Here is a 22,409-nt window from a genome sequence, read left to right on the forward strand (position 1 = left end):
CTGGGTTCTTTTTTTTAGGGAGAGAAGTTGATTAATGGAAAGGGAAAACAGCTTTATTAACAAAGTTATAACTGCATCCCTCTTAAGTGAAGGAGAAAAAGAAATTAAATCAAGTTCGCGAAAACTTAAAGTACCATTTAATAAAAAAAAGATACTTTATTTATCTAACTTACTAGCAGAATACAAACTTGAAGATAGTGTGTCTGTACAATTTAAAAAAGGAGAATTTACTATACATAGTAATGCTTTAGAGTTCTATCTAAGCAATTGGTATATTGAAGAGCATAAAATATTTAGTTTTCGGCTTGATCCATCATTAATTGATAAAGAAGCGATTATAATTGCTGCCATTTTGTTTGGAGAACGTAAACAGGATTATATTAGCATACACTCCACCATTCACAAGGATCACCTTAAAACTTTGTGCTTCTGTATAAATAAAAACATTAATGTCCCAGTTACATTCCATGGTGATCGAATTAGGATTTTTAATGTTAAACAGTTCTTTATGAATGTTTTTAGAAATTCCTCGACTATTCATATAGTGGAACTTGTTGATTTTCTTACAGAACAAGAGAAAAAAGAAATAAAGGAAGGGAGTTTATTATGAGCTTTAAACCATGTTATTTATCGCTTTTTATCTCAGGTTCTATCTTACTCTCTGCGTGTAGTAATGATCCATTTGTTAAGGAAGCAAAAAAAATAAATGAAACAATGGATACACATGAAGAAACTGAAACTGATAGTAATTCCGACTTAGAATCATTCTATGCAGATCAAGCTAGACCTATAGAAGAAGTTGTAGCTGAATTGGACGGTGAATCAGTCAAAATACTAGATAAAAAAGAAGTGGAAGTAAAAGCTGCTTATGAAGATCCAGAGGAGTTTGCAAGGTATGCGGCAGATATATTATACAAATTCCAATCTCTTCAAATATCACCTGAAGACTTTTACAACTTTATTTTAAACTATGGAAGTATTCAGACGGTTGAAGAATTACCACAAAAACAAGATGCCATTAATATTTTCAAAACAATACAAGATTCTTATATACAAGCGAATGTGAAAGGAGAGTCTTATGATATTACAGTAATCAATTTAGATAGATTTAAAAGACAGGGATATTTTTATCGAAAAGTACTTAGTACTGAAGGTATAAACTATTTTATTACTTCCATTTTCAAAGAAGATGGTGCTTGGAAATACGTTACTGATGAACCGTCAGACCCTTTTTTTGAAGAAACCCAAGGAGGAGAAGAAGAATGATAACATTAGAAGAAATTCAGGGGAAAACAGAGGAAATGTTAATGTATCACTATCAAACAAATGGAGAATTTAACAAAGACTTTTTCCTTCTGAACCAATATGTTCGTATACACCTTGAACAGTTTATAGAAACTGAGAAGATTAAGGAATATGAGGAACAACTTTATACTGTATCAAAATCTCTTTTATTCAATGGTTATTTTATAGGTATGGAAATATTAAACAACCTTGAAGAGATATTTAAAGATAATGAAATATTTGAACAAAGCAATGCTAACCTTAAACAACAAACTTTTGATATGCTTCGTCATGTCTTAGGGGGAAATATCGAGGATGTGTTAATTACAGAACCTCATAAAAAATTAACTGCTAAGCTAGTAACAGAATATGAAAATATTCTTCCAACATTAATGAACTATGCTTTTTATACAACAGTTTTAGGTGTACAGCTTGCCTTTCAAGATGAACGGAATAAAAGAGAGATAAATTTACCGAATCAAAATAAAGAGGGGGGAATATTAGCTAATATAGAAGATACACACTTCCTTTTTCCTGATGTCTTTATGAATATTTCAATTGTAAATAACAATGTAGAGGTATGGACAATTACCCAATCTTTTTGGAATGCTTTCGACAAGATAGGCGATATATTCGTGGCCAAAAATTCAGTTGGTGATCTCTATTTAAATGTGATAATGAAAAATTCATTATCTCTTGTTCAAAGAAACATGATTTTTAATCAAATTGAAGGTTTACTTAAAGAAAACTATAAAACAGGTAAATTGATTAAGACTATGGCCGTGGTAGAAGAGTTCTTTGAAATAAGAGAAGAAAATTTTGATGAATCGATAAATTCGGAAGACTAATAAAGGAATTACTGCATGAAAATCTTTAGTAGTCTAAACTTTCTTCAAAAAATACTCTTATATATTATTGAAAGGAGGGAATGAATGACGGATACTAGAAACTTCTTAACTCCGTTTTTCTGAGTGATAGGGATACTCTCTCTAATAACTATATTTTTTTATTTTTATGAAGGATATATATTCGAATCAACTAGTGTAAAATATCAAGTCGAGTTAGCGAGTAAATTTGCTAATAAAGAAACAACAATGGAAATTGACCCTGTAATGACTGCAGCTGGTGTACCGATAACAACATCAAAAGAAGAAATTAAGCTATACTTTAAAATATTCGTTAATGAAAAACCTTATGATATATTGGTTACAGAAAGTGAATTTAATAGATACAAAGAAGGCGACAAAATAGATATATTAGTAGGTGCTGGAAAAGCAAAGTTGGATAATAGTAAAAATTAAATCTTTAATTATTGTTTTATAAAAACCATTTAATGATTTTCTTCTGTGTAAAGGGGAAAAAATATGCTAAATGAAAAAGAAATAGAAGTAAAAAAATATGGATTATCAAGTAATGAATAATGGGATAGACGGATGGCTTAGTAATCGAGGTTATGAAAAATTAAATGAATTCATTCGAATCCTAAATAAAAGAAATTCAGAGATAGATCATAAAGTAGCTTCCCTATTTAGTAAGACTACTATTGCAGGAGTAGGTTTATGTCAACATAAAGATTCTTTAATATTTCCCGAAATCAAAGAATTGTTTGATGAATATGAAACCTAACTTCATCAATGTGGAGAACAATATAAGCAAATTGCAAAAAGTTTTATGAATAGTTATGGATTAGAAGATTACCTAACTATATTCACAAAAACATTATAGGTTAATCAATCTTATTTCAAAACATAGCAACTTTAAAATAAAAAAGTAGCACAAACATAATCTATGTCTGTGCTACTTTTTTTACCCTAAAATTGGTTCACTTTTCATATAACCTCTTTTTGCATGATATAGAATCCTGTGAGTTGATAGACTTTTAGTTTCAAATATTTCATTCAGTACAGTAATTACAGATATAGCACTATAACGATTAGTTATTAATCTCTGAGGATTGGATGCAGCTAGTTCCTGACAACTTAATTGAGAAGGAGCTATTTCATCATTGTCCTCTAAAATATCTGGATATAACGTACCTATTGGTTCTGAAAGTATTTTCCAATCAGACTTGAAGCCACAAACCATTTGTCCAGTGAAACCTGAATCTTTATATTCTTCCAGTTCCTCTTTCGTCCAGGACTCAATTGGTCTATTTCTGTGATCCTTTGGTAAGATAACATTTTCATTGCCTACATCAAAATATAGTAGGGTCTGAGCGGCGTTAAAATACTCATGGAATATCTTTCTTGAATATACCGATAGGTAAGTCTTTGGATAGTTATTGCTAATTTCCTCCGCAAACAGTTATTTCAAACTGACCTTTTCCCCCGGTCTACACCGTACGTGAACCTTTCAGCTCATACGGCGTGCCATCAAACGTTTACTATTAGATTGAATACATTCACCATTGTTTACAACTTAAAGATATACATTGATTTCTATATCAATAGGTTGGTTCTTTGCCTTAGTTCTTAGTTTGTTTAACTTGTTTATTTGAGATTTGCTGAGTTTTCCTATTATGCTTAGATAGTGATTAATCGTGTCCTTTTTGGTTGCGTGAATTAGTTTATGGATTGCTTTTGTAACTATAATAAGGTTACTATATTCATCAGTTCCCCCAAATTCCTTTGGTAGTATATGATGAACTTCCATATCATTAGGACTCAATGCTTTCTTACTTATACCGCATGAGCCTTTTTGTGCAATATATAGGGATATACGATTATCATTTAATTCCACTGACGCATTTATTAATGGGTTTTTCATAAGATATATTACTATTTCTTGACTTACAGCTTGTTGCCTTTTATGGATAAGCTTTCTACCTTCATCTGTATAGTTGTTTATTTTTGAGTTAAACGCTTTGTAAGAGCGATGTTTAACTCCAGCGATAGGGTAGATAGGCTTTCCCATAATGGCGTATTCTTTGAAATTATAATCCCTATATCTAAGAAGATAATCCTTTGGTCTTTCGATTTTCTTCTTTTGATTCACTCTAGCTTTCTTGTTTGCTATTCTATGAAGGCGATTATACATGAACTTCAAAGTTTTATAGTGTATTTCAGCGAAATCAAGATTAACCCTAGTGGCTATGTCATAGTAATTATGATATCCCATTATTTGAGCATTCAATTTATTAACTTCTTTAGCATTAGGACTTTTGACAACTCTCGCTATACCCGTTTTATAATTAGTAAGAATTTTCTTCTTGGCTTTATCGCTTATATGTGATTTGACTACTAGGTTTGTTTTCTTAGCTCTCTTTTCTACCATTTTGAATTTAAACCCAAGAAATTCAGTATAATTCTTTCTTACATTGGTTATCTTGGATTTTTCATTACTAATGTCTAGATTTAGTCTTTCTTTCAACCACTTTTTGCTTGCTATAAACATCTTGATAGCAGTTTTATAGTCTTTGCAAAATATTTTAAAGTCATCAGCATATCTAACATATGCGATCTCTTTAAGTTTTGTTGTGGTTCTTAGAGACTTGTATTTATCGGAATTTATGACCGTATTGTTTCGTGTATCGATTTTTGTGTAATCCTTCCTTGTGGGAAAGTTTTGCCACTGTGAACTGATCCACTGGTCAAATTCGTTCATTACAATGTTAGAGAGTAGGGGAGAAAGTATTCCACCTTGAGGTGTACCTTTTGTTTGAACCCCAGTACCTTCTATTTCACTTTTAAGGATTTTAGAGATAATGGATATTACTTTCTTATCTCTAATGCCAATTGTCCAGAGTTGTTTTAATAGTTTAGAGTGATTAACATTATCAAAGAAGCTTTTGATGTCAATATCTACAACGTAGTGCATTTTCTGTAGATTCATAATAGACATTGCACGTACAATGGCATGTTTGGCATTCCTATTGGGTCTAAATCCATAACTAAAAGGGTGAAATTTCGCTTCACATATAGGTTCAAGTATTTGCTTAATACATTGTTGAATTATCCTATCTTCTAACGTTGGTATACCTAAAGGTCGATCTTTGCCATTGCTTTTTGGAATCATTACCCGTCTTACTGGTTGGGGTTGATAGTTTGCTAGTGAATTTTGTATAAGTTCAACAAATTCAATTATGTTTCTATCCGCTAATTCCTTTATTGTAGTGTCATTTGTTCCTTTGGTATTGCTGCCCTTATTTTTCTTGACATTACGATAGGCAAGTTTAATGTTTTCCTTTGAAACTATTAGATTGTAAAGGTTTTTAAAAATTCTACCTTTACTACTCTGTCTGTATAATTCGTCGAATATATCCTGAGTATTGTAATATTCATTGTTTCTAAGTTTTTGCTTTTTCTTAATGGTTTCATGATTTGTTATCGTCTTTTGTTTATTATCAAGTCGGTTACTCATGATCTATTTTCACCTCTCTTAGTCTTACTCGAACCTCGATTAAAACATTAGACAGGTGTTTGTATTCGGATTTTTCATATTCTAATAGTAAGTTTGACTAGTGGCTATTCCTAGTTTCCTTCTTTTTCGCGGGAAACATCATTGGTTCGTGCCACCGCTCTCACTGGATACCATTATGTTATAGCGTTTTGCTTTTCCATAATGTACGCTTCATTGACAGTCACATCTCCCCGCATCCAGCTTTCCCCGTTCCGTAATACCTATCCGTACATATACTTTTAGGCTTCCCTTTACACCTGCTTGCTTGAATTCGCCTGTAACGAATTAAGGTATTTCATAACAACTAATCTTACTTTACCTCACAAGCCCTACAACTTAGGTAGGTATGGCATTTCTACCATATCGATATTTAGATGCGTACATTCGGGATTTCGTCAGTCTAAACCTTTTGGGTTTACACATTCTCACCATGAGTATTTTGTGGACTCCCGGCATATAGGTAGCATTATCTGCCTCCAGACAACTTTCCTGTTCCTTAATTAAGGTCTTGGTAGGGCTACTCTCTGCCGACTTCACCGAGCTTCGTACATAGAGTGCGAATCACTGTGACTAGTAATTGCACGTCGGAGTATCAGAGGAAGCGTTTCAGGTCGTTACTCCATCATTCCACTTCTTGGTATTACAGTTCTCCATATTCAGTTATTTTAATAGAATATGTGCCTAACCTTGTATTCTTTCGGTTAAGAACGGGTCACACAGTTATTATCAACACAAGAAATAAGAATAGGGACTATTCTATAGTTATATGGAATTCTTTCATAATTGAGTTGGAACAATGTGTCTATTGTTTTAGTGTCTTCTACATAACCTCCAGTGAAAGTGGATATGTCTAGTTGATAAGCAGCACGATACCTTTTTGCTAAGACATCTGCTTTATTTTTACCTACATCTTTTGCTAAGCATAGTTGGTTATTTCTATTTTTTTCTTCATAAATATCTGGTTCAGCAATTATTAGCTTTGCCGATATCTCAAACATACTTAACATTTGGCACAATTGCTGAATAACAATTCCTCCAGTACCTCCTGCACCTATAACTAGAATCTGATAATATACTTCACTTTGATAAGAACGGCTTAAATCTATAGAAAGAGGTTGCATCTATTCAACCTCCACTACAGTAAGGTCATAGCCATTTACCTTTTGTTTAGATGTCAAAGTAAATTCAAATACTTTGCTACTATCAATAATAATATGTTCATTTAATTCTTTATTGAATGTACGAACTAACACATCAGGGAATAATCCATTAATATTACCAATAATGGCATATAAAATAGGAGCACGCTGGTTGTCATCGTCTATTTTTGACGGTGTGGTGCTTAAAATATGATGTGAATGTATTTCCATTACCTTTGAATATCTTCTCTCTATGAGCTTAAGAGCGGTCTCTTGTGCCTCTTCTGTAATAGTGACTAAATATCTGCTAACTCTTTGGGAAGGAATATCCATAAAAAATTCCTCGGTTTCATGATCAAAGTAAATATTAGCGAATACTTCAGTACCGTGATTATCTGAAAAGTGCTTAGCAATATGGATAAAATCTAATAAGATTTGAAATGGAATCTTCTTTTTTTGTTGTTTTAAAGAAGAGCCCTCGAAAGAGAACTCTTTATTATCCATGCTGCCATTTTTCTTTGCTTGCATAATAGGAATAACCACATCTTGTTTTTCTACATATACCAAGGTGGTATATTTAGGTACTAAGATTGGAAAGTCTTTTTCTAATTTCTTTCTAAGTTGTTCCTCACTAATAGGTTTATATTCAATTTCTCCATCCTCAGAAGTTTTTTTAGATGGAAGTCCTCTTTCAATTTCGTCCTTGGAAAAATAATTAGTAACTGGATATTCATTCATCCCAAAACGAATAATGGTTTTACTTGTTAATTTAAAGCTATCTTTCTTATTTGTTGAACTCTTTGTAGAACTATCATTAGTATCAGTCTTTAGCTTTGGTTTATTTTCCTTTATATCATTCATTTTATTAAGGTCCACTTTTTTAGTCTCCACTTCAATATCAAATAGTGAAAAGATATCATCCTGTTTTATTGTCATTTTGAATTCCTCCATATTGTATTTTTATTATAGATTCTCTAAAATTTGAATTTTCGAATGTGGTAATAAGATTTCATCATCAAATTGTTTATTTTCATATTTTTCAAATAATGCTGCCACACTTAAATTAGTAGTTGTTTTTGCTCCATAATCTTCTCCAAAAGGTGCCTGTAAAAATAATAAATGCAAACTGTTTAGTTGATAGATGTCATCTATTTCAGGAAAAGTATTTCCTCCCATGCAGACATGACCGCCTAAAGATACATGTGAAAAGGGGAAAAGAAATACTTCCGTATCTTTTGTCAAAAATTTGGAGCCTTTAACAGCAACAATGTTTTTCAATGTTACTTTTTTCTCCATTACTTCATATAAGAAGATTAGTCTTGGAAGTCCAACCTGTTTAAATAGAGTTTTTCCATACCGCATATCAAGTTGTTGTTTTGGTACCTCTATATATACTAGTTGATGCTTTGCTAATTCATTAATCCAAACATGTTTCACGCAATTTTTTGGAAGAATTGGAGTTTGAGAATCAATTATGTTATCCTCTATACTTTCTTGAAGAATACTAAAAAGATTAGGGAGGGTAATGTTATATAATCCCTCTACCATTCTTCCATTTAACTTAATCATTTGATCCAATGACTCTAAAGTATTATTGAAATCAGAAGTGATTTGTAACACTTCGACTTGTGCATTTAAGTGCTGTGGTTCATCACTAAGCCGAAAGATAATGTCCATTTTGCTGTTCCTCCAGTTTTTCGTAAATATTATTAGTCTCATCAGCCACCTCTATTAGAGCTGATAATAATTCATGATAAAATCCATCAAAAATGAACCCAATTATAATACCCAAAGACTCCTCTACAAATGCTTCACATTCTAAATCAATGTGATTCAAAGTTGACTTAACAAAGGCTATATACTCATCTTTTTGACTACTAGAACGTAGTATTTTTTCCACTTTAAAGCTATTCAACACTATATACCATTCTGCTTTTGGGTTAATTACACTCTCGATTTGTTTAGCAAGTGAGATTTCTTCTGGATCATCCGTATAAATTGTTGCGTGTTTTGTAACGAAACCCAAATCATTCATACCTCGCATTAAAAAATCGTATCCAGGATTAGACATAAAACCTACCTCTACTCGATAATTGCCGTATCCACTTACATCCACATTAGCGTCATGTAGAATCTTTAACATTAATAAGTTAGAAATTGAATATTCATAACTTGCCTTTGACTCTGCATCCATCAAAATTGATGTCATTTTTTTACACCTCTCTAAATAAAATCATCCTCATAACAATACATTTTTTTGCTTTCTTGACTCCAACGGACAAAAAATTCTTGGGTTTGCAAATAAGAGGACCACATATTATTTTTTATATTGTCATGGTCTTCTTCAGAAAAATCATCCATATAATCATCCGACGGTAAAAAATAAAATTCATTAAAGGCAAGAATTGCTTCATTTAAAGTAAACGAATTAAAATTAATACTATTTGTTTCAGATTGGCTAATTACTATATCCATAAAGTAGGCTATCCCAGCTTCCGATGAATTTGGTTTAACAATAGTATTTTTATTTTTAATTTCCTGTGAGAGTTTCCTCATATTTATTTTCATAAATCCTCCATAGAAAAAAGAAGAAAGGAGAGCCTTTCTTCTTCTTACATTTTGTTATTTATTTCTCACCGGAAGAATCAATTGTATTTCTTCATTAGAAGAATCACATGGTGTTAATAAAAATGGACGCAAAGAACCTTGGTATTTAAAGGTCACATACTCTGATTCCATTGCTTTTAATGTATCGATCATATAATTATTATTAAAGGCAATATCAAAATTATCTTCACCTTCTAAACTTTCATAATCGATTTCAATTTTTCCGCTTCCAGTTTGCGCTTGATATGTTGATAAAGTCGCAACTCCATTTACATGGAGTTTAACGATTCCTTTAGTCTCATTATCTGCTGCATTAGTCAAACCACTAATCATTTCAAAGCCTTCCAAAAATTCTTTTCTGCTTATTTTCATTTCAGCAAGATGCTCTTTTGGAATTAAGCGGCTTACATCTGGATAAGTTCCTTCTAATAGACGGCAATAAAAAGTGAGATTATTATTTTGTAAAATAAGCATTCGATCATTTTCACAAAACACTGTAACTTTCTCACTTAAATCAAATGATTTCAAACTTTCCATTATTGATTTTGCTGGGATAATAATCTTCTTGGATTCCTTATGAGATTCTGTGACGTCAATTACGCCTAAACGGTGAGAATCCGTACAGACAATGCGTAGCTTTTCTTCTGTTGTTTCGAAACAAATTCCTTGTAGAACTGGTCTAGCATCAGAACTTGAAGCTGCATACCCTGTTTTTTTGATAAATGAATTAAATTCGGTCCCTTTAATAGACAGAGTTGGCTCTATACCATCAAATCTAGGTAATTTAGGATATTCTTCTGCCTTAAAAACTGATAGTTTAAATTCACTCTTTTTTTTCTTTCCATGTTTTATTACTAATTGCGTATCAACTAACGAAATGCTTAATTCGGTTTTAACTTTCTTAGCAATTTCATATAACTGATAGGGAACAACTACCTTACCTTCTTTATTAATAAGTATTGACTCATCTTCGAATAAAACTGGTAATTCATAACGAATAGTAGTGTTTAAATCAGATCCAATAACGATTATCTTATCTGACTTAACTTCTAAATAAAAACCTTGTAGTATTGGATTTGTTGTTTTAGTTTTTACTAATTTCTCTACTTTTGAAAGCACCTCTAATAAACTCTCTTTATTAATAATAAATTCCATGTAAATTCCTCCTAAAAAAGGTTAAAAAAATAACACAAAAATATATTTGTGTTTGTTTACGCTGTTTGATGTTCAAACATATTATTTTTTATATCACCTTCAATAAATCCATTGATTTCTTTAATGTCGTCTCTGTTCAAACGTATTAAACAAGAATGAAGATTATCAATTTTCTCTTGTGGTTTTAAAATTCTCACATAATTTAATACATTTTCAATAGGTATTTTATAATGAATACTCATTTTAACTAAGTCACTTACGGGTTTTAAGGTATCGTAGAATTTAATTAACTCTTTGTCAGTAGCCTTTTCCTTAATATCTTTTATCTCAACACAATCAGATTTAGTATCAGAATTTATATGGTGAAATAACTCCATTGCTGCTCTTGGTTTAAGCTTGATTTTATTTATAAATTCTGTAATAGAAATAAAATAAGAATTCCTATTGAAATTGTTATTACCAGTCTTCTTATCAATTTCTCTTTTTTTATTGTTATTATCACTAGTACTATTTGTTTCTTTGTTTTTTTCTTGTTTTTGCTCATTAGGAGGTAAAGCCCAATCAGGTAAACGTGGTGGTTCAAAATATCCCACTACTTTATTTTTTTTATCATTCAAGTAGATAGAATTATTACTTTTAGTTTCTGAAACTTGAACATATATTGGCTCTAATTTGTATAAATAGCGCCCAATACCAAACTGTACAGCAGCTCTCTTCATCGCATTCGATAAACTACCCTTAAAGGCTTCGATATTTGAAGGTTCAGAACCATCCGATTTGGTAATCCATTGGCCATTAATATAACAACTAAGTTCACAAATTATTCCACCAGAAAATTCTACGTATGAGTTTTTCCAACCACCAATACCAAATACTTCATCTAGCCTATTCTGAATAGCTCTGTTATTTACATAGGCTACTACAAAAGCATAATCTCCGTTGTTACCTTTGTTACTTGTTTGAACTTTCCATTCTATATCATTTTGTGAGAATGGTTGTCTTAATTTGTTAATTACTTCTTCTGTAGATTGCATCGTCATTTTTCTCTCCCTTTCTTAGCTAATTATTTATAACTCTTTTACATCTATAAACATAAAAAAGCCTTTGGAGAGATAGGGAAAGAATAGCAAAATGCTATTCTTTAAATCTATCAACCCAAAGGCTGTATGTTTATTTATTCGACCGCTAATCCTTAAGGATTGCAAAAAAATTAAAAACTATAAAAAAGTTATATTTAAATTATACATTTTGTCTACAACTGTAACAACTATTTCTATATATTTTTTAAACACTATGTTATACTTTATTTATATTAATACTAAACGTTAAAGCGATAACCGCTAATATCCTCTTATAAAAGGGGACATTAGCGGTTTTTTTATTTTTTAGGAGAGAAGGGAAAAAATGCCGACTAGTTTAAAGCAAATTTGTCTGGAAGATGACGTTGAGAGACTAATAATTTTAAGGAAACGTTTAAGGTTAAATCAGTTTCAGTTCGCAAAAGAAATTGGCGTAAGTAGTAGCTATTTAAGAAAAGTAGAAAGTAGAAGAATTCCCATTCCAATTAATTTCCGAAAAAAAGTTGATGAATACTTAAAACAGGAGCAACTAATCTATGAAAAAGGTTCTAACCTCTATAAGTGATGAACAGATTATCGGAGCAATACAATCAAATGATGTAGAAATTGTATTATATGATCCAAACTTCGATAACCATGCAGAAGAAAACCAATTATTTAATTTGTTAATTATTACTTCGGATGAATTTCATAATCAGTTCCTTTCGACCCTTAAAGTAGATGATATCTATATTTTGGGTAACAGAAATGAAAATAAATCAAAAGGCAAAAACGAGTATTTCTTTGAGAATGAAGATACGCTCAGAAAGGCTCTATTCATTTGGCCTAGGAAAGCGAATACTAATCTGGATAAAGATAAAAGTGCTTCAGAGAATATAATCAATATGACGGTTCAAGTGAACCAGGAAACTTTACATACAATTAGAGGTGAGGGTAAAGAAAATAAAATAACAGACTCCATTGAATCCGTTGATTGTAATAACGCGCCACCGGTGAGTATTGACGATGATTTCCCATCAACGGAATACCCTATTAATATTAGTCATTTTAGTACAAACAAAATTGAAGCTATGAGAAAGCAATATGTATATAAAGGGAAACAGTACCCACATAACAAGACTATTGCAGTATGGTCTCCACTTCATCGTATGGGCGTATCGAGTTTTATCTTAAACTTTGCAATATACCTTCAAGAACAAAAAATACAAACTGCAGTCATAGAAGCAATGCAACCTCCAAAATTGTCCAGTGTTTTGTCCAGATATGAACCTATGCCTGTTAATTTCCGCTCTTTTATTGAAGTATTTCATTTAGAAGAACATGAACTCATGGAATTAGATTATCATAAAACAAATTGGCAATATAAAGGTGTATTATGGCTGCCTATTGGAGAAAAAGATTATATTTATAATTGGAATGAGGACTTTTTAGAAGTGTATTTTCAATTTTTTCGATATCATGATGTAATTTTAACAGATTTGCCAAGTGGGAAGATGACAGAAGAAACAGAAAAAGTACTTCAAAATATAGATGAACTTTGGGTAATGGTAGACAATTCAATTGTAGATATTTTAATGTGGAAAAAATATATTCACCAATTAAGAGAAGAACACGGGATATCAATGAGGTTAATCTATAACCGTAGTTTTCCATTTAGTAAGATTAACTCATTGGTGACAAGTCTTGAACTCCCGTTGATGGGGACTATTCCTGATCTAACAGAAGAATATATTCGATTACAATATAAAAAGAAGCCTCTTATCTCATTTGATGAAGTAAGGGAAAAAGTAAAAGAGAATTATGAACATCTTATTAAGGCTGGATTTCAATTGGATTCCATTTCAAATTCCAAAAAATTCCCTCTCAAAACTCTTATCAAAAAACTTTTCTAATGAAGAGGTTGAATAGATCTTAAATAAAGTGCTATGATAAATACATAAATTGTATATATTTTAGTATTTTGTTGCTTTCTTTTTGATAAGCGGTTTAATAATTAATATTAGCGGACTTTGGTTCGTAGTTTTGAGGAGTATTTCTGTCCTTTAACTACATACCAAAGTCTTTTTTTTTGGAGGTGAAGGAGATGAAATTACAAGAAGTAAAAAAAGTACTATTTAGTCGAAAAGGAAGAATAATTATTAGCATTCATACTATGCAGCGATTAGAGCAAAGAGGTTATACCAAAGGAGATATAGTAACCGCAATATTAAATGGAGAAATAGTCGAAAGGCAATCCATTTCAAAAGTTGCAGTACTTGGAAGAGATACTGACGATAATCCAGTGGTTGTAGTAATTGCAAAAGTTTCAAATCAACAGTTTAAGATTGTTACAACCATGCCACCAATTGATAGAAGTAGATTTAGATATTGTATTTAATAAGAGCGAAAGAGGAGGCTAATTATGAATTCATTATATAGAAAAACTAAAGTTAAAGGTTTTTATGAATATTATCGTACTCCTTGTCCAATTTGTGGTAAAACAGGAGCATGCATGACCAATGAAGATAATAGCAAAGTAGTATGCATTCGAGTTGAAAGCGATATTCAGTTTTCAAAAAACTCTGCGTTAATTAGTTACTTGCATGTATTAAAAGAAGATAATAGAAATAAAGTGAATGTAAAGGAAATGGCTGAAGAAGTAAAAGGATTTCCTAAAAAGGACAGTATCACATTAGATACCATCTATCATACGCTTTTGGATAATCTAGTTTTAGATGATTTTCATTATAATCATTTAACTTCGAATGAACGGAAATTGAGTGATGAACAAATTACTATCAGAAATTATAAATCATTCCCTGATAAGCCTTGGACTATTGTTAAAGCCATTAGCAATGATATAGGGATAAATGATTTTCAAGGAATACCAGGATTCTATTTTCAAAATGGTTATTGGAGTATAGCTGGAATGAAAGGAATTCTTATTCCTTACAGAAACCAATATAATCAAATCGAAGGTTTTCAATATAGAATTGATAACCCACCGAATATAGTGGAAGTTAAACTTAATGGGAAAGAATTTCAAGCTAAAGTAATCAAGCAGCCAAATGTTGTAGAAGTAAAATATAAGGGGAATATAATTTTTCAAGGTAAAGTTCCTTTACAAAAGGATTGGAGTACTATTACAGACAATAATGAGATATTGGGATGGATTAGAGTTAAAAAAGGGAATAGATATTACTGGTTAAGTTCTGCCAATAAACCTAATGGGACAGGTTCTGGAAACCCAGCACCTATTCACGTATCAATTCCTAGTAAAAAGTTAAAAAATTGGGTTCCTGGTACTCTTTATAAAGCTAAAACTGTATGGCTTGGTGAAGGAGCTTTAAAAGGAGATATAGCAGTTGATCTAATGGCAAATCTATATGATTCATTAGAGATAGATCAACTTGGAGATACTTTCATTAATCTTCCTGGTGCAGGAGCATGGAGGTTAGCAATCCCAGTACTAAAAGAGATGGGGGTACAGACCGTAAATATATGTTTCGATGCAGATGCTATTGAAAATGTCTATGTAAAAAAACACTTATTAGAATGTGCAAAAGAATTAAAAAAACAAAACTTCCATGCAAATTTAATTGTCTGGAAAGAATCGGATGGTAAGGGTATTGATGATTTAATGCTGAAAGATAAAATCCCTAACATTAAAAGGATCTATTAATGTGATAACTCATAATTCCCCGAAATATTTTCGGAATTGATCGTAAATAGAGTTGTATGAATGTTATAAAATGTTGATGTATTAAGATTTAAAGTAAATTCTGTGAAATGTTTTTTCCGAGTAAGTTGGAAAAAATATAGATTATAAAGGAATTTTAATATATATGATTCCAAAAAACAATGAATAATAATAATTAAGTAATTTTTCTTAATTATTCGGAATGAGGCTTGGACAAAAGGTCTCTATAATTGAAAAAAGGTGAAGTCGCATCGGTGACTTCACCTTTTTTCAATTATTTTAGAGATATGTAGGCATGGTTTCACCCCCCTGCCGCATATTCTCGTATATTTACGACAATTATTAATGCGAGGCCAATTTCGTTTTCGACTTTAGATTTCCCACAAACAGAAAATAGGTGAAACCTAAATTAGACTTTAAGAATCCAAAAAATGTCTCCACATCAATCTTACGTTGACAGTAAATTTTAGCGGTTCTTCTTCCGAAAGCTTCGTTTTTATGTATTCTTTTTGTTTTTCCCATTTCTTATTGACCATGAGCTTGAGATTCGTACCTTCTTTCTCTTTGGTACATAAAGAACGAAGTGGGCAAGGGTACAGTCTTCCCATTCATAAATTTTGAATTGAAGTTTGAATCCTAATCTATCCTTACGGGTTGAATGCTATTGGTACGTAAGCTCTTTCCCATTCGGACAAAGGAACGTTGAACTGCCCCCTGTCAAGTAGACAGTGGAAATAATAAAAAAGATCTAAGCGGCTTTAACTCTATATTCCATAGGGCTAAGGCCGTTTAATCGTTTTTGATATCTATTGTTATTATAAAATTGGATATAGTCATCTATCGCAAGAGAAAGTTCCTCAAAGGTCTTATATTTGTGTAAATAATACTTTTCGCATTTCAGTGTCCCCCAAAAAGACTCCATTGGACCATTATCAATACACTTTCCAACTCGTGACATACTGTGTGTTATCTCTGCCTCGTCTACTTTAAGCTTAAAACCTTTTGAAGTATACTGATACCCTCGATCACTATGGATCATTGGATGTTCTTCCTCCAATAAAAGTACGGTTGCTTGATCAAGCGTTTGGAATACAAGTTCATTATTATTCGAATGTCCTAAAACATAGCTAACAATGGATCCATCATAAAGATCCCGAATGGCACTTAAATATGCCTTCTTTGATGAACCATACTTAAATTCTGTCACATCCGTCACCCACTTTTCATTTGGTTTTGTTGCGGTAAATTCCCGATTTAAGATATTCTCTGCCACTTGTTGGGGAACGGAGCGTTTATAACGTTTTTTCTTGATACGAATGACCGAGCGTAAGCCAACCACTTTCATTAGTCGATAAATTCTTTTATGATTCAATCTTTCTTTAAACTGTCTATTCATGTGAAGGGTCATTTGGCGGTAACCGAAGATGCCCTCCACTTTTTCATGGAGAATTTTCATCTCTTTCATGATTTTCTCATTCAATAGCTCTTGAGAAGAAGGAACGCGATGAAGCCACTTATAATAGGCGGATCGTGCAATTCCCGCTATTTCACTCAGTAAACGAATGCTTATATTCTCTTCCTGATGGATCTCTTGAATAGCGATATACTTATCCTCCGATTGGATTTGACTTATTTTTGCCTCCTTTCGATCTCCTCTAACTTTTTTAAAAATAAGTTTTCTGCACGTAATCGCTCATTTTCTCTTTCTAACTTTTTCATTTGAAGAGTCATTTTCTCCTCTGGAGTTAGCTCGGATTCCTCTTTCGTAGAACCACGCCTATCTTTCAATGCATCTACTCCGCCATCTTCATACTTCTTAACCCATTGATAGATTTGTTGATAAGAAACCTGATGAGTATTAGCTGCTTCTTGATAGTCTTTTTTGTTTCCTAAACAATCTAGCACAATTTGTATTCGTTCTTCCCAAGTCGTTTTTCTTCCCTTAGTCATAGAGCTCGTCCTTCTTTGTGACGTATCTTTTATTTCACTATGACTATTATACTTCTTAATCCACCCTCTAAGGACAGATGGATCTGATATTTCATACATTCTCGTAATTTCACGAATCGAGTAATTTCCAGAGGTATAATCTTGAATAGCGGATAACTTTAGTTCTTTAGAATACTTTTTCCAGGAAGAAGTCTCTTTTAGTCCTTCTAAACCGAATGTATCAAATTTATATTTCCATTCCAAAACGGTAGAAAAGTGCACCTTATAAATCGATGAAACTTGGAGTGACGAATTTACTTCCCCTAAAGCTTTCACTATTTGATATTTCTCTTCTACAGAATAAGATTTTCTAGGCATAAAAATACTCCCCTACAAGTAACCAGATTTTTATTTTTTAATCTGTCTACCTAAAGGGGAGCATATCACGTTTCTCTTCCTTCATCATATACCCAAAGAGTCTGCTTTGAACTTTTTCTTTTGTTCGTTTAAGTAATGATTATAGGTGATGAGGGAAGTACTTTCCCTGTTGGTTAAAATATCATCGTAATTTTGTTCACTTCCATAACCAACATCTGCGAATAAATATTTAGGTTAAAAAAACTTTTATTCAATCTAATCTAGGAATGGGATAAGTGTTTTCGTATCCGTTGGGTTAGGGAAAACTCCCTAAACTAGTGCAAATTGACCCTCTGTCGCTATTTGAACATTATATCCGGCTTTTAGTTGTCCATTTTTCATTCGCATAAAGGTTGTTTCTTGATCCGTTTTTGAATAACTATTGCGTGCATCGATAATCTAAAATCCTTTTCATACTTCTGTTTACCCGTAATCCACATATATATTTGTTTACCATTTGTTTCGGTGATTTTCTTTCACTCCGAAGTTGTTTCGCTCGTTAACATCGTTCGAGTTGTCAACCTTTTGCGTATACTCATCAACTACTTCCTCTAAATTTTCAACGATTTGTGTTAATTCCTCCATGGATAGCTGCTCTTCATTTTCTCTTTTTATTTCAGGGATAATTTGATTTTCAAGTAGTTCCTTGTATAAATGGTTAGACTTTCCTACCACGTTTTCATGATATTTTTTCTACGGCTTTCTTCCATATAAATGTGAATTTATTATCGTTTGCTTCCACTTTTGTTCCATCGATTTTTTAAACTTATAAGTAAAATAACTTTATTGTGGATGATTTAAGGCTGGCAATCCAGTTTCCGTAGCTTTCATTAATCCATAAACAGTTGACCAGCCAGTTTTCCTGGTTGTTGGCACTAAATCGAAACGATTAACATTTTAATAGGTATCGTTTAGCCCCATTTGCGTTGTAAAACCATTCGATACTACTATTTGCCCCATTGATCAGTGCAGCGGGATTTAAAATGTCGTTCTCCATCATAAAGCTGTGATTAAATTAGGTAATTTTAATAATCCTTTTTCGCATCTGTTGTAATATTATCTTTTGCAGATAAGCTTTATTAATTCAGCTGTAATAGTTCTAAGTTTACGTGTAGAGTGCCAAGCTCCTATAAGTAGGATACTATCCCTAATATTTTCTGACCGAATCAAAACAGTAAGAATTAGTGGGAATTATCTATAACATTCCTCTTTATCTATGCTTCAACCAAGAATTCAACAAAATTATATTAAAAAGAAATCTTCTCATATCACTTTACATTTCCAATTCTTTAGATAAAAAAAGGAGAGAGAGAAAGAAAAAAGGGAGCAATAGACTGTTTTAAAAATATTCTTCCTTGTATCTTTAAAAAAAATGAGAAAGAGGAGAAAACATGTGATTGCGTCTACTATTAGTAAACAGGAACGAACAAAATATATAAAAAATATTGAAAAACATCTAAAAGCTTATCAAAGCTATCTAGTTGCAATTAAAAACCTTGAAAGCCAATTAACAATGGTAAGTCCAACCTCAACATCCAATTATTTTAAAGATATCCCTTCTAAACATATACTACATTCAGATTTGAATTTAATGAAAACACTAACTAATACCATAGAACAGGCGTTACAGGGATTATCAGATATTGAGAGACGTTTTGTAGAATGTAGATATTTTAAGAAATGGTCCGTTGATAAATGTGCATTAGAAATAGGTTACAGTGATAAAGCAATATTTCCTATTCGTAATCAAATAATGGATAAATTATTAATTAGATTTGGAGGTATTATTTATATTAATTAATGAACTAAATTCAGCAAGGAAACTGCAAGCGATAGATTGCTTGTGGTTTTTACTTTGCTTTAAGAAATGCACTATAGGTGAGACTCTGTAAAGTAAGAGAAGTATCTTTACAGCAGAAAACTGTTTCCTATAACTCTCTCTCATTGTATTAGTTATACTTTTCTACAAAACTTAATTTTAAACTTTTTAATACCGATAAAAGTAAATTGAAACTCTTCTATTCATCGTGCTTCAATTTACTAGATCAGTCATGGTGTTTATTGCAAAATAAAAGTGCAGAGCTTTGCAAAGGTTAAATTGCAGGGTCCTGCACTTTATTTTATAAGTGCATAAAAAAAGACTTGCCAGTCACCCCAAGTCCCTCTACTGTAATGGTGTCGAATCATTTACAGAGTGGAGGAATATGAAAGGATGCTAGCAATGTCTGATATTCATTGTATCAAAAACTTGAGAAACAACAAGGGTTTATCTATATCTAAGATCCAAAAAACACCTGGTATTAACTGGAGAACAGCTAAGAAGTATGGGGATGGTGAACAATTGCCAATCTAAAATAAAGCATAAGAAAGGAATGATGACTGAAGGTAACTAGGCGAGATGGTTTCCGATTGGCTCTTTGAGGACAGTAAGTTAAAGAAAAAGTCACGTCGTATGAAGAAAGCAATTTTTGAAGAACTTCAAAGTCATGGATTTCAAGGTTCATAACAGAACTGTTTGTTATTTTGTATCTGATTGGGAAAATAGCCATAATGATCACCAAGATAAAGGCCATGATCGTTTAGAACACCAAGAGTGTTTTCTTCAAGGGCTTAAATTGCTGTTTCACCAAGCAAAAGGTATTCCTAGGAAAATAAGAATTGATAATTTAACGCTTGCCGTAAGAAAGTAAGGTCAAAGTTTGAAGAAGTGAAATTGACCGATGCATTCATTCAATTTCAAAATCATTATGGATTTGAAGTCCAAGTTAGTAATCCGCGTAGTGGACACAAGAAAGGAAACGTAGAAAATAAAGTTGGTTATGTTAGATATAATTTCTTCCCTACCTCTCCAGTTATTTATGAGGAGTTGACCGAAACACTTCGTGTTAAGTTTGAAAAAGATAGACAAAGGCTTCACTACGAAAAGGAAGTAATGATTGAAGATCTTTGGAATGAGGAAATGAAACATTTACTAGCATTGCCAGTAGAAGATTATCTTATCTTCAAAGAGATTGAAGCTAAGGTAAATAAATTTAATGAGTCCAAGTTAGATAATGTGTTAATCCATATTCCAAAGGCTTCAAATTACTCTAGTATATATTTTATTTTGTCTTGGGATAAATTCAAAGCTGTTTCTCCTGATGGTGAAATTCTATTAGAAGATTTTAGACCGTACATGAATAAAAAATGGGCTATTCCTTGGTTATCTGTTTTTAAAGATTGGATTAGAAAACCAAGAGTTGTCCCTTATTCAAGATATCAAAACTACTTACCAGGAAGAATTAACGATTATTTAATGGTTGATGATTTAATCGTTCGAAAAGCTCGCTTAACAGAGTTAGTAAGTTTACTAGTTACTCATGATATGAAAAGAATAAATGAAGAATTTTATGATTTGATATCTGGTTAGAATGAAAATCCCTTTGGGATTGATTGGTCGCTTTACGATTCCTTAGCACCCTCAAATGGGAGGGATGATTCATGAGTGATCCAATCCGTAGTATGTGTAAATCTTTAAGACTTGCTTATGTAGCTGAGATCTATAAAACAATACCTTTTGAATCACCATCTCAATTTTTGGAGGCTATATTTAATGAGGAATTTAGTTTACGGGAAAAAGCTAAAGTACAGCGACTAATTAAAAAATGCCAAATTTCTTGATTCTAAAAGTCTAAGTAGTTATGAGTGGAATGAGAGGATTAGATTTCCTGCACAAATAGATAAAGAAGCTCTTATGAGCCTTGATTTCATTAAGCAGCAACAGAATGTGGTTTTAATAGGCTCTCCTGTACAGGTAAAACTCACAATAGAAATAAATATTTTTGAAACTTTTAGCTTACTTAATGAATACTTTTAAAACTTTCCCCTGAGTTATTATATATATATAGTCCTCATGAAGATTAAATACGTAAATAAGGAGATGATTAATTAGAATAATAGAATTGTATTTCCTAATCATTATTAAAGTTTTCTAAGATTTATTACTGTTTCCTTTAAAAGGACAGAAAGTAGAAATGTATAACTTGAATTTTTTTAAAAGTTTTTCAGAGAGTTGTTATTAGAAAGGATTTACATCTTTTATAAAAAAGTACATTAAAACAAACTTAATAGGATTCTAAGTCCTAATATTAGGAGGAAAATTAGTATGGCACTCACAACAATCAAAATTTTTATTAATAGATCAGGAAAATCTATTCCAATTTACCAAGAGGCATTTGTTAAATCAAAACAGATTGGAACAATTATGCCCAATGAATTATATGTAGAGACTGGACAAACTGGAGGTGGCTCTAGACCTATCTCTTTATATACCCCAAATGGTTGGAAAAATGGTTATACTGATGAGGAATATGTTATGCCTTCCAATTCAATGGTGAAAGCTTACGCTTCATCATACGCATATGGAAAGATTTCTCAAGGGTATAAATTTAAAGTTTTACATCGCCAATCTCGCATTTTCTCAGGAGAAAACGTAGTTGCAGCCGTACAACCAGGAGGTTACATTGTAACAGATGGAGAGTCTAGTGGTGGAGAAAAAAAATTCTACAGATTAAGTATTAAGGGATATATTCATGCAAATTCTTCGAAGTTTGTACCAGTAACAAATGGTTGGTGCGATACAGACCTTGAAATTGGTAAAACAATGTACAACACTGTTACTATTGATGGTCTATGGGTATAATGTATTTAAATTTTTACCGAAAATACAATTTTTAATATAAA

Annotated in this window: 26 protein-coding genes and 2 pseudogenes; 16 read left to right on the forward strand and 12 right to left on the reverse strand. The window is 31.9% G+C overall.

Going from position 1 to position 22,409, the window contains the following annotated elements; all coding sequences use genetic code 11:
• Positions 1 to 34 precede the first annotated feature (34 nt).
• From ACTNDN_RS06835 to ACTNDN_RS06855, 5 genes are all read left to right on the forward strand, one after another.
• Positions 35 to 610, forward strand: coding sequence for a hypothetical protein (locus tag ACTNDN_RS06835; RefSeq protein WP_251629751.1), 576 nt, complete (start codon positions 35 to 37; stop codon positions 608 to 610).
• Positions 607 to 1,266 (forward strand): hypothetical protein, encoded by a 660-nt coding sequence (locus ACTNDN_RS06840; RefSeq protein ID WP_441130959.1) that lies wholly within the window; start codon positions 607 to 609, stop codon positions 1,264 to 1,266. Before ACTNDN_RS06835 ends, ACTNDN_RS06840 begins: the two co-directional genes overlap by 4 nt.
• Entirely contained in the window at positions 1,263 to 2,132 is an 870-nt protein-coding gene (locus ACTNDN_RS06845; protein ID WP_441130960.1) for a hypothetical protein, read from the forward strand. The genes ACTNDN_RS06840 and ACTNDN_RS06845 overlap by 4 nt, the downstream gene beginning before the upstream one ends.
• Before the next feature lie 246 nt (positions 2,133 to 2,378).
• Complete coding sequence (locus ACTNDN_RS06850; protein ID WP_441130961.1) at positions 2,379 to 2,585, forward strand: hypothetical protein; 207 nt, start codon at positions 2,379 to 2,381, stop codon at positions 2,583 to 2,585.
• A gap of 97 nt (positions 2,586 to 2,682) precedes the next feature.
• Positions 2,683 to 2,910: a hypothetical protein gene (locus ACTNDN_RS06855; RefSeq protein WP_441130962.1), complete on the forward strand. Its 228-nt coding sequence runs from the start codon at positions 2,683 to 2,685 to the stop codon at positions 2,908 to 2,910.
• Between the two features lie 180 nt (positions 2,911 to 3,090).
• On the opposite strand, the gene ACTNDN_RS06860 is transcribed toward ACTNDN_RS06855, so the two are convergent.
• The 9 genes from ACTNDN_RS06860 to ACTNDN_RS06900 form a co-directional block, all read right to left on the reverse strand.
• A complete protein-coding gene (locus ACTNDN_RS06860; protein ID WP_251627555.1) occupies positions 3,091 to 3,369 on the reverse strand; it encodes a hypothetical protein in 279 nt (92 codons plus the stop codon).
• 333 nt (positions 3,370 to 3,702) lie between these two features.
• A complete protein-coding gene (ltrA, locus tag ACTNDN_RS06865) occupies positions 3,703 to 5,643 on the reverse strand; it encodes a group II intron reverse transcriptase/maturase (protein WP_441130963.1) in 1,941 nt (646 codons plus the stop codon).
• Positions 5,644 to 6,383: 740 nt separating this feature from the next.
• Positions 6,384 to 6,803, reverse strand: a complete 420-nt coding sequence (locus ACTNDN_RS06870) for a ThiF family adenylyltransferase (protein ID WP_441130964.1) — start codon at positions 6,801 to 6,803, stop codon at positions 6,384 to 6,386.
• Positions 6,804 to 7,757: a hypothetical protein gene (locus tag ACTNDN_RS06875; protein ID WP_441130965.1), complete on the reverse strand. Its 954-nt coding sequence runs from the start codon at positions 7,755 to 7,757 to the stop codon at positions 6,804 to 6,806.
• Positions 7,758 to 7,784: 27 nt separating this feature from the next.
• Entirely contained in the window at positions 7,785 to 8,498 is a 714-nt protein-coding gene (locus tag ACTNDN_RS06880; protein WP_441130966.1) for a hypothetical protein, read from the reverse strand.
• Complete coding sequence (locus tag ACTNDN_RS06885) at positions 8,476 to 9,030, reverse strand: hypothetical protein (protein WP_441130967.1); 555 nt, start codon at positions 9,028 to 9,030, stop codon at positions 8,476 to 8,478. Before ACTNDN_RS06885 ends, ACTNDN_RS06880 begins: the two co-directional genes overlap by 23 nt.
• A 14-nt stretch (positions 9,031 to 9,044) precedes the next feature.
• Positions 9,045 to 9,389, reverse strand: coding sequence for a hypothetical protein (locus ACTNDN_RS06890; protein WP_441130968.1), 345 nt, complete (start codon positions 9,387 to 9,389; stop codon positions 9,045 to 9,047).
• Between the two features lie 54 nt (positions 9,390 to 9,443).
• A complete protein-coding gene (gene dnaN, locus ACTNDN_RS06895; protein ID WP_441130969.1) occupies positions 9,444 to 10,583 on the reverse strand; it encodes a DNA polymerase III subunit beta in 1,140 nt (379 codons plus the stop codon).
• Positions 10,584 to 10,639: 56 nt separating this feature from the next.
• The gene (locus tag ACTNDN_RS06900; RefSeq protein ID WP_441130970.1) at positions 10,640 to 11,623 is read right to left on the reverse strand and encodes a Rad52/Rad22 family DNA repair protein; all 984 of its coding nucleotides are present in this window, start codon (positions 11,621 to 11,623) and stop codon (positions 10,640 to 10,642) included.
• A gap of 364 nt (positions 11,624 to 11,987) precedes the next feature.
• Between ACTNDN_RS06900 and ACTNDN_RS06905 the strand changes: the two genes are divergently transcribed.
• The 4 genes from ACTNDN_RS06905 (at position 11,988) to ACTNDN_RS06920 (ending at position 15,323) form a co-directional block, all read left to right on the forward strand.
• Positions 11,988 to 12,227, forward strand: a complete 240-nt coding sequence (locus ACTNDN_RS06905; RefSeq protein ID WP_441130971.1) for a helix-turn-helix domain-containing protein — start codon at positions 11,988 to 11,990, stop codon at positions 12,225 to 12,227.
• The gene (locus ACTNDN_RS06910; protein ID WP_441130972.1) at positions 12,199 to 13,554 is read left to right on the forward strand and encodes a hypothetical protein; all 1,356 of its coding nucleotides are present in this window, start codon (positions 12,199 to 12,201) and stop codon (positions 13,552 to 13,554) included. Before ACTNDN_RS06905 ends, ACTNDN_RS06910 begins: the two co-directional genes overlap by 29 nt.
• Positions 13,555 to 13,745: 191 nt before the next feature.
• Complete coding sequence (locus tag ACTNDN_RS06915; protein ID WP_441130973.1) at positions 13,746 to 14,039, forward strand: DUF4258 domain-containing protein; 294 nt, start codon at positions 13,746 to 13,748, stop codon at positions 14,037 to 14,039.
• 24 nt (positions 14,040 to 14,063) lie between these two features.
• Entirely contained in the window at positions 14,064 to 15,323 is a 1,260-nt protein-coding gene (locus tag ACTNDN_RS06920; RefSeq protein WP_441130974.1) for a DUF3854 domain-containing protein, read from the forward strand.
• A gap of 319 nt (positions 15,324 to 15,642) precedes the next feature.
• Here the strand turns inward: ACTNDN_RS06920 and ACTNDN_RS06925 are convergent.
• The 3 genes and pseudogenes from ACTNDN_RS06925 to ACTNDN_RS06935 all read right to left on the reverse strand — a co-directional run.
• A pseudogene (locus ACTNDN_RS06925) lies at positions 15,643 to 16,050 on the reverse strand (transposase); the annotation flags it as partial.
• A 39-nt stretch (positions 16,051 to 16,089) separates the two neighbouring features.
• Positions 16,090 to 17,648 (reverse strand): IS3 family transposase gene (locus ACTNDN_RS06930; RefSeq protein WP_441130975.1). Its coding sequence is split into 2 segments (ribosomal slippage): positions 16,090 to 17,009 and positions 17,009 to 17,648, totalling 1,560 coding nucleotides; the frame shifts between segments, so codons are not numbered across the junction.
• 105 nt (positions 17,649 to 17,753) lie between these two features.
• Positions 17,754 to 18,444 (reverse strand): annotated as a pseudogene (locus ACTNDN_RS06935) (transposase); the annotation flags it as partial.
• Positions 18,445 to 19,080: 636 nt separating this feature from the next.
• Here ACTNDN_RS06935 and ACTNDN_RS06940 point away from each other — a divergent pair.
• The 7 genes from ACTNDN_RS06940 (at position 19,081) to ACTNDN_RS06970 (ending at position 22,368) form a co-directional block, all read left to right on the forward strand.
• Positions 19,081 to 19,488 (forward strand): transcriptional regulator, encoded by a 408-nt coding sequence (locus ACTNDN_RS06940; RefSeq protein ID WP_441130976.1) that lies wholly within the window; start codon positions 19,081 to 19,083, stop codon positions 19,486 to 19,488.
• Between the two features lie 411 nt (positions 19,489 to 19,899).
• Positions 19,900 to 20,040, forward strand: a complete 141-nt coding sequence (locus ACTNDN_RS06945) for a hypothetical protein (RefSeq protein ID WP_441130977.1) — start codon at positions 19,900 to 19,902, stop codon at positions 20,038 to 20,040.
• Between the two features lie 115 nt (positions 20,041 to 20,155).
• Positions 20,156 to 20,377: a hypothetical protein gene (locus ACTNDN_RS06950; RefSeq protein ID WP_441130978.1), complete on the forward strand. Its 222-nt coding sequence runs from the start codon at positions 20,156 to 20,158 to the stop codon at positions 20,375 to 20,377.
• Positions 20,378 to 20,400: 23 nt separating this feature from the next.
• Positions 20,401 to 21,096, forward strand: a complete 696-nt coding sequence (locus ACTNDN_RS06955) for a hypothetical protein (protein WP_441130979.1) — start codon at positions 20,401 to 20,403, stop codon at positions 21,094 to 21,096.
• Between the two features lie 71 nt (positions 21,097 to 21,167).
• Positions 21,168 to 21,347: a hypothetical protein gene (locus ACTNDN_RS06960; RefSeq protein WP_441130980.1), complete on the forward strand. Its 180-nt coding sequence runs from the start codon at positions 21,168 to 21,170 to the stop codon at positions 21,345 to 21,347.
• 37 nt (positions 21,348 to 21,384) lie between these two features.
• Complete coding sequence (locus ACTNDN_RS06965) at positions 21,385 to 21,543, forward strand: hypothetical protein (protein WP_441130997.1); 159 nt, start codon at positions 21,385 to 21,387, stop codon at positions 21,541 to 21,543.
• 288 nt (positions 21,544 to 21,831) lie between these two features.
• Positions 21,832 to 22,368, forward strand: a complete 537-nt coding sequence (locus ACTNDN_RS06970; RefSeq protein WP_441130981.1) for a hypothetical protein — start codon at positions 21,832 to 21,834, stop codon at positions 22,366 to 22,368.
• The last annotated feature ends 41 nt before the right edge of the window (positions 22,369 to 22,409 follow it).

The sequence above is a fragment of the Niallia sp. HCP3S3_B10 genome (assembly GCF_052064465.1).
Lineage (GTDB): Bacteria > Bacillota > Bacilli > Bacillales > Cytobacillaceae > Niallia > Niallia hominis.

What these genes read in the sequence shown, in the direction of transcription:
- ACTNDN_RS06835 (WP_251629751.1), top strand. Translation starts at nt 35, where the DNA reads ATGGAAAGGGAAAACAGCTTTATTAACAAAGTTATAACTGCATCCCTC.
- ACTNDN_RS06840 (WP_441130959.1), top strand. Translation starts at nt 607, where the DNA reads ATGAGCTTTAAACCATGTTATTTATCGCTTTTTATCTCAGGTTCTATC.
- ACTNDN_RS06845 (WP_441130960.1), top strand. Translation starts at nt 1,263, where the DNA reads ATGATAACATTAGAAGAAATTCAGGGGAAAACAGAGGAAATGTTAATG.
- ACTNDN_RS06850 (WP_441130961.1), top strand. Translation starts at nt 2,379, where the DNA reads ATGGAAATTGACCCTGTAATGACTGCAGCTGGTGTACCGATAACAACA.
- ACTNDN_RS06855 (WP_441130962.1), top strand. Translation starts at nt 2,683, where the DNA reads ATGGATTATCAAGTAATGAATAATGGGATAGACGGATGGCTTAGTAAT.
- ACTNDN_RS06860 (WP_251627555.1), bottom strand. Translation starts at nt 3,369, where the DNA reads ATGGTTTGTGGCTTCAAGTCTGATTGGAAAATACTTTCAGAACCAATA.
- ltrA (WP_441130963.1), bottom strand. Translation starts at nt 5,643, where the DNA reads ATGAGTAACCGACTTGATAATAAACAAAAGACGATAACAAATCATGAA.
- ACTNDN_RS06870 (WP_441130964.1), bottom strand. Translation starts at nt 6,803, where the DNA reads ATGCAACCTCTTTCTATAGATTTAAGCCGTTCTTATCAAAGTGAAGTA.
- ACTNDN_RS06875 (WP_441130965.1), bottom strand. Translation starts at nt 7,757, where the DNA reads ATGACAATAAAACAGGATGATATCTTTTCACTATTTGATATTGAAGTG.
- ACTNDN_RS06880 (WP_441130966.1), bottom strand. Translation starts at nt 8,498, where the DNA reads ATGGACATTATCTTTCGGCTTAGTGATGAACCACAGCACTTAAATGCA.
- ACTNDN_RS06885 (WP_441130967.1), bottom strand. Translation starts at nt 9,030, where the DNA reads ATGACATCAATTTTGATGGATGCAGAGTCAAAGGCAAGTTATGAATAT.
- ACTNDN_RS06890 (WP_441130968.1), bottom strand. Translation starts at nt 9,389, where the DNA reads ATGAAAATAAATATGAGGAAACTCTCACAGGAAATTAAAAATAAAAAT.
- dnaN (WP_441130969.1), bottom strand. Translation starts at nt 10,583, where the DNA reads ATGGAATTTATTATTAATAAAGAGAGTTTATTAGAGGTGCTTTCAAAA.
- ACTNDN_RS06900 (WP_441130970.1), bottom strand. Translation starts at nt 11,623, where the DNA reads ATGACGATGCAATCTACAGAAGAAGTAATTAACAAATTAAGACAACCA.
- ACTNDN_RS06905 (WP_441130971.1), top strand. Translation starts at nt 11,988, where the DNA reads ATGCCGACTAGTTTAAAGCAAATTTGTCTGGAAGATGACGTTGAGAGA.
- ACTNDN_RS06910 (WP_441130972.1), top strand. Translation starts at nt 12,199, where the DNA reads ATGAAAAAGGTTCTAACCTCTATAAGTGATGAACAGATTATCGGAGCA.
- ACTNDN_RS06915 (WP_441130973.1), top strand. Translation starts at nt 13,746, where the DNA reads ATGAAATTACAAGAAGTAAAAAAAGTACTATTTAGTCGAAAAGGAAGA.
- ACTNDN_RS06920 (WP_441130974.1), top strand. Translation starts at nt 14,064, where the DNA reads ATGAATTCATTATATAGAAAAACTAAAGTTAAAGGTTTTTATGAATAT.
- ACTNDN_RS06945 (WP_441130977.1), top strand. Translation starts at nt 19,900, where the DNA reads ATGCTAGCAATGTCTGATATTCATTGTATCAAAAACTTGAGAAACAAC.
- ACTNDN_RS06960 (WP_441130980.1), top strand. Translation starts at nt 21,168, where the DNA reads ATGAGTGATCCAATCCGTAGTATGTGTAAATCTTTAAGACTTGCTTAT.
- ACTNDN_RS06970 (WP_441130981.1), top strand. Translation starts at nt 21,832, where the DNA reads ATGGCACTCACAACAATCAAAATTTTTATTAATAGATCAGGAAAATCT.